Source organism: Candidatus Nealsonbacteria bacterium, from assembly GCA_026396195.1.
Lineage (GTDB): Bacteria > Patescibacteriota > Minisyncoccia > Minisyncoccales > JAGGXC01 > JAPLXH01.
In genome coordinates, this window is record JAPLXH010000007.1 from 140,424 (window position 1) to 146,687 (window position 6,264).

The 6,264-nt window shown below is 37.5% G+C and carries 5 protein-coding genes; 3 read left to right on the plus strand and 2 right to left on the minus strand.

The features are described 5' to 3' along the window. Positions 1 to 44: 44 nt before the first annotated feature. Positions 45 to 1,874, minus strand: a complete 1,830-nt coding sequence (ftsH, locus tag NTU58_03220) for an ATP-dependent zinc metalloprotease FtsH (GenBank protein MCX6764679.1) — start codon at positions 1,872 to 1,874, stop codon at positions 45 to 47. A 25-nt stretch (positions 1,875 to 1,899) separates the two neighbouring features. After that, a complete protein-coding gene (locus tag NTU58_03225) occupies positions 1,900 to 2,961 on the minus strand; it encodes a S1 RNA-binding domain-containing protein (protein MCX6764680.1) in 1,062 nt (353 codons plus the stop codon). Positions 2,962 to 3,115: 154 nt separating this feature from the next. Between NTU58_03225 and NTU58_03230 the strand changes: the two genes are divergently transcribed. The 3 genes from NTU58_03230 to gyrA all read left to right on the plus strand — a co-directional run. Continuing rightward, on the plus strand, positions 3,116 to 3,769 hold the full coding sequence (locus NTU58_03230; GenBank protein MCX6764681.1) for an MBL fold metallo-hydrolase: 654 nt from the start codon (positions 3,116 to 3,118) through the stop codon (positions 3,767 to 3,769). Between the two features lie 4 nt (positions 3,770 to 3,773). Next, the gene (locus tag NTU58_03235; GenBank protein ID MCX6764682.1) at positions 3,774 to 4,019 is read left to right on the plus strand and encodes a hypothetical protein; all 246 of its coding nucleotides are present in this window, start codon (positions 3,774 to 3,776) and stop codon (positions 4,017 to 4,019) included. 23 nt (positions 4,020 to 4,042) lie between these two features. Further along, a partial coding sequence (gene gyrA / locus NTU58_03240; GenBank protein MCX6764683.1) for a DNA gyrase subunit A occupies positions 4,043 to 6,264 on the plus strand: 2,222 nt, incomplete at its 3' end.

The following is a 6,264-nucleotide window of genomic DNA, read 5'->3' on the forward strand; positions in this document are numbered from 1 at the left end:
AAACCGCCCTTATTATGGCGGCCTTTTTTTATTCTATTTTTTTCCTATTTCTTTTTCATCTTTCTTCCGATAATTTTTTCAAAGTCCTCTTTCTCGATTGTTTCTTTCTCCACTAAGGTTTCGGCAATTTTACTTAATAGTTTTTTATTCTTATTAATAATTTTTTTGGCTTTGACTTCAGCTTCTTTTATTAGTTTCGCCACTTCGTTGTCAATTTGAATTGCTATTTTTTCCGAATAATTTCTTTGTTCTCCGATTTCTTTTCCAAGAAAAACCAATTCCTCTTTTTTTCCGAAAGAAACGGGCCCTAAGGGAGACATTCCGTACTCTTTAACCAATTTTCGGGCCAAATCGGAGGCCTTCTCTATGTCATTGGTGGCTCCGGTGGTTATTTCTTTGAATTTAATAATTTCAGCTACATATCCTCCGAGCAAAACCGCGAGCTCAGAAAGGAATTCGGATTTAGTTCTTATTTTTCTGTCTTCGCTTGGAGTTGTTAACGTGTAACCAGCGGCCATGCCCCTGGCTATTATTGAAATTTTCCGGATAGGCTCCGTGTGAGGAGACAGGGCAGAAACTAAAGCGTGGCCTGCCTCATGGAAAGCGGCAATTTCTTTTTCTTTTTTTGATAAAATATGGCTTTTTCTTTCCGGCCCCAAAAGCACTTTTTCAATGGACTCCAACACTTCTGTCTGATAAATTTGTTCTTTGTCTTTTCGAGCGGCTAAAATCGCCGCTTCGTTGATTACATTAGCCAAATCTGCTCCCGAGAATCCCGGAGTTCGCTCAGCTATTTCCCTGAGATTGACATCAGCGGTTAAAGGTTTTTTTCGGCAATGGATTCTTAAAATTTCTTCTCTTTCATTGATATCGGGTAAATCCAAAACTATTCTTCTGTCAAATCTTCCCGGCCTTAAAAGGGCGGGGTCTAAAACATCGGGTCGGTTGGTTGCTGACATTACAATACAGGTTGCTTCTTGTTCAAAGCCGTCCAGTTCCACCAAAATTTGATTTAAAGTTTGCTCTCTTTCATCGTGGCCGCCGCCGATTCCGGAACCCCGGATTCTGCCAATTGCGTCTAATTCGTCAATAAAGATGATGCTGGGCTGGTGTTTTCTGGCGGTTGCAAAAAGGCTTCTGACCCGACCGGCTCCCACGCCCACAAATAATTCAATAAATTCCGAACCGGAAATTGAGAAAAAAGGAACGCCGGCTTCGCTGGCTACCGCTCTGGCCAATAGGGTTTTTCCGGTACCGGGGTGTCCCATCAATAAAACTCCTCTTGGAATCCGAGCTCCTATTTTTAAAAATTTTTTAGAGTTTTTTAAAAAATCAACGATTTCTTTCAGTTCCTCTTTAGCTTCTTTCAATCCTCCGACATCTTTTAGGGTAGTTTTTTCTTTTTGGCTTCCTCCCAAAAAAATTCGGGGATGAGCCTTGGTAAAACTGAAGGCCTCCATTGCTCCGGTTTTTGCTCTTTGGAGCGTGATAAATAAGAATATAAAAATAACAATAATGGGTAATATTAAAATAAGCGGTCCTATCCATAAGGACATTCCTGATTCTTTTTTCGGGTCAATATCTATTTTATTTAAGCTTTCAGATTTTAATCCAAGATTTAAAAGAGACTGGGAAAGCCCGGTTTCTTTTTCTTTTGTTGATTCGGCCTTGGAGTCGTCCTTAAAGACAACCTCAAGCTTGTCGTCATAGCCAACGATTATTTTTTTAACATTGCCCTGATTGATTTCATTGACCAGCTGGCTAAGCGTGATTTGTTTTATCGTTTGGAATTCTTGGGAAAAAAGAGAAAAAACGCCCGACAAGACTATTATTATTAAAATAAAAATGCCAAATTTTTTGATTAAGTTTTTCATTTTTTATTTGATTAAAATTAAATGATTAAGCCGAGAGCTCTAAAATCATTTTGTGTTCAATCGGGTCGATAAGGGAAATTTTAAAATCGTATTTTTTGCCGATTTCCAAAGTTTCTTCCATTTTCTTTTGAGAGCCGAATTCCGAAATATGGATTAATCCCTGAATTTCCGGAGTAATTTGAACAAGGGCGCCGAATGGTTTAAATTTTAAAACCTGCCCTTTTGTTTTATCTCCTTTTTTTAAATTTTTTTCCACAGTTTTCCAGGGATCTTCTTTCAGGGCTTTTAAAGATAAAAAAACCCTGTCTTTTTCAATATTAATGATTTTGGCCTTGACTTTCTGGCCGACCTTAACTATTTCATTAGGGTCTTCAATCAATTTCCAATCAAGTTCCGAAATATGAATTAATCCTTCCAAAATCGGGGAGTTTTCCTTTTTAAACTTTATAAAAACTCCGAAATTTAAAACCGCGGTTATTTCTCCGTCAACGATATCTTCTTTATTATAATTTTTTAAGGCGTCTTTTATTTTCTCTCCGCTTTCAGCTTTTTCTGAAAGAATGAGTTTATTTTCTTTGGCTAAAAAATCCAAAACCTTGACCTTCATTTCTTTGCCTAAAAATTTTTGGAGTTCTTTTAATATTTTTCCCGGATCCCGGTCTTCAACCCTGGGATAGTTTTCCGAAGACAACTGAGAGACCGGCAAGAAAGCGGGTACATTAAAAACCTGGGACAAAAGGCCTCCCTTATTCGCTCCCAGAATACTTATTGTAATAGATTCTCCTTTCTCTTTCAATTCTTCAATTTTTTTCCAAGTTACTTCTTGATTAGCCTCTCTTAAAGAAAGCTCAAAGAAACCTTCTTCGGTTTCCAGTCCGACTACTTTTGCCAAAATTTTTTCTCCGATTTTTAAATCTTTTAAAATTGTTTTGGCCTCTTTAAATTCTTTTCCGTAAATAATGCCGGTGCCTATCGGTCCCAAATCTAAATAAACGGCTGATTTTCCGGTTCCGACAACGTTTCCCTCAACCACTTCTCCCAAACGGGGAGGTTGAATCGAATCTTTGTCCTGGATAATGTTTTTCATAAATTTTATAATGTATTAAAAATAATATACTAAAAATTTAATTTAATCAAGAGTTTTCTTTATTTGAAAAAATCTAAACGTATGATAAGATAAAAATGGCACAACTTCAAAGAAGTGCATATCTTATTTTTTATTCGAAATACAATAAATATTTATGAAAATTATTTGGCATGGGCAATCTTTATTCGAAATAACGGTTTCCGCCCGACAGGGAGAGGAAACGAAAATCGTAATCGACCCTTTTGACGAGAGCTATGGTTTGAAGCTTCCCAAATTACAAGCTGATATTTTGTTGGTCAGCCACGAACACAAAGACCATTCTAATGTTGGCGGGGTTTTGGGAAATTATTTTTTGATTGAAAATCCGGGAGAATATGAGGCAAAGGGCGTTTACGTTAAAGGCATTCCCGCTTTCCACGATTCTTCTTCGGGAAAAGAGCGGGGAAAAATAACCATGTTTAAAATTTTAGCCGAAGAAATTAAAATTTGCCATCTTTCGGATTTGGGCCAAAAAGAATTAACCGAACAGCAACTGGACGAAATAGGGGAAGTTGATATTTTATTGATTCCGGTCGGAGGGAACTATACCATTGCGGCCAAAGAAGCCTCAATGATAATCAGCCAGATAGAACCGAAAATTGTAATCCCGATGCATTACCAAATTCCCAAATTAAAATTAAAGCTGGAGGAATTGGATAAATTTTTAAAAATAATGGGCTCGAAGAACCCGGAGAAATTAAATAAATTAACGATTAGAAAGAAGGAATTGTCGGAAGACGGAATGAAAATAATAGTTTTAGAATTATAATAAAATGAATATTTTGGAAAAAATCCAAAAACTTCCTGTTATCGGAAGAAAAATTATGTTATGGACGCTGATGATTATCGTATCAATTTTTTTAGTTTGGTTATGGTCAAAAAGTTTCAATAAAAGCTTACAAGGCGTTAAAAAGGAAGGTTTGCTTGATGAATTTAAAATATCGGACTTTAAGGAAAAATTGGAAAAAGATTTGCCCAAAGTAGAAATTCCTTCAAATCTTCGAAATTTTAATCAATAATCCTTAATGAAAAACAAACCAAAATGGTAAAAGAACCAAAAAAAATAAATAATGAAATAGGCTATATAAAACAGAGAGAAATTACGGAAGAGATGAAAGATTCTTATATTGACTATGCCATGTCTGTAATTGTTTCTCGCGCCTTGCCTGATGTCCGAGACGGGCTTAAACCGGTTCACCGCCGGATTTTATATGCCATGTACCAAATGGGCCTGGGACACGCCGCTAAATTCAGAAAATCGGCAGCTGTCACCGGAGAAGTTTTAGGCAAATATCATCCCCATGGCGATGCCGCTGTTTACGAGTCCATGGTTCGAATGGCCCAAGATTTTTCTTTCAGATATCCCCTGATTCATGGCCAGGGAAACTTCGGTTCGATTGACGGCGACCCGGCAGCAGCCCATCGGTATACTGAATGTAAAATGTCAAAAATAGGCGAAGAAATGCTTAAAGACATTGAAAGCGACACTGTGAACTTTATAGATAATTACGATGGGACAAAAAAGGAACCTGTGGTCTTGCCTTCTCCCTTGCCTCAGCTTTTGTTGAACGGTTCTCTGGGGATTGCCGTAGGAATGGCGACCAATATTCCGCCCCATAATCTTTCTGAGCTAATAGACGCTTGTGTTTATTTAATTGATAACCCTAAAGCCGACACCGAAGACCTTTTCAAATTTATTAAAGGCCCTGATTTTCCAACCGGCGGCCAGATTTACGATGCCAAAGAGATAATTTCAGCTTATTCTCAGGGCAAGGGCTCTATTGTAATGCGGGGCAAATCCGAAGTAATTGAAAAAAATGATATTTGCCAAATTATAATCACTGAAATTCCTTATCAGGTTCAAAAATCCGCTTTAGTGGAGCAAATAGCCCAGTTGGTTCAAGACAAGAAAGTGGAAAAAATAAAAGACATTCGGGATGAATCGGACCGGGACGGAATGAGGATTGTCATTGACCTTCAGCGGGGCTCTTTTCCCCAAAGGGTTTTAAACCGAATTTATAAATACACCAACCTGCAGAAAACTTTTTATTTGAATATGGTGGCTTTGGTAGACGGTATTCAGCCGAGGGTTTTGTCTTTGGCGGACATGTTGAATTATTTTCTTTTGCACCGCCAGGAAGTTATAAAAAGAAGAGCTAAGTTCGATTTGGAAAAAGCTAAAGCCAGATGCCATATTTTAGAAGGGCTGGACAAGTGTCTTTCCCATATCGATGAAGTGATTAAAACCATAAAAAGTTCTCCTAACCGTGAAGAGGCTCAGAAGAATTTAATTAAAAAGTTTAAATTAACTCAAATCCAGGCCAACGCCATCTTGGAAACCAAGCTTTCGGCTTTGGCTAGATTGGAAAGAGAAAAAATAGCCGAAGAGCTTAGCCAAAAGAAAAAAGAAATAAAAGAATTGACGGAAATTTTTAAAAGTCCCCAGAAAATTAAAGAAGTGACAAAAAAAGAATTGAAAGAAATTAAAGAAAAGTTCGGAGACGAAAGGAAAACCAAGGTTTTGTCTCAAAAAATCGGAGATATTCCGGAAAAAGATTTGATTCCCCAAGAGGAAACCATAATCAGCCTGACCAAAGGCGGCTACATTAAAAGAATGGATCCGGAAACTTATAAAACCCAAAAAAGAGGGGGAAAGGGAATTATGGGGATGAAAACCTTGGAAGAAGATATTGTGGAAAACTTTCTTTTATGCCAAACCCACGATTCTCTATTTTTCTTTACTGATTCGGGCAAGGTTTTTCAGACCTTGGCTTATGAAATTCCCAAAGAAAGCAGATTGGCAAAAGGCAGGGGATTGGCTAATTTTTTGGAAATGTCTTCGCAGGAAAAAGTCTTGTCAATCATTTCCATAGTCAAGGAAAAAGAATCGCAAACAAAATATTTAGCCATGGTTACGAAAGATGGTATAATAAAGAAAACTGATTTAAAAGATTTTGAAAACGTCCGAAGGTCCGGCTTGATTGCAATAAAACTGAAAAAAGACGACTTACTGAGAAAGGTGGTTAAAATTAAAGACAACGACCAGTTGATTTTAATAACCAAGCACGGCCAATCAATTAAATTTAAAGAAAAAGACATCAGGTCAATGGGCCGTCAGGCTTCAGGCATCCGGGGAATAAGATTAAAAAAGCCTACTGTTCACACACAGGGAGATGAAGTGATTGGCATGGAAGTAATTGACGAGAAATCCATGCAAAATCAGTTATTAGTGGTAAGCGAACTGGGTTTTGGCAAGAAAACCGA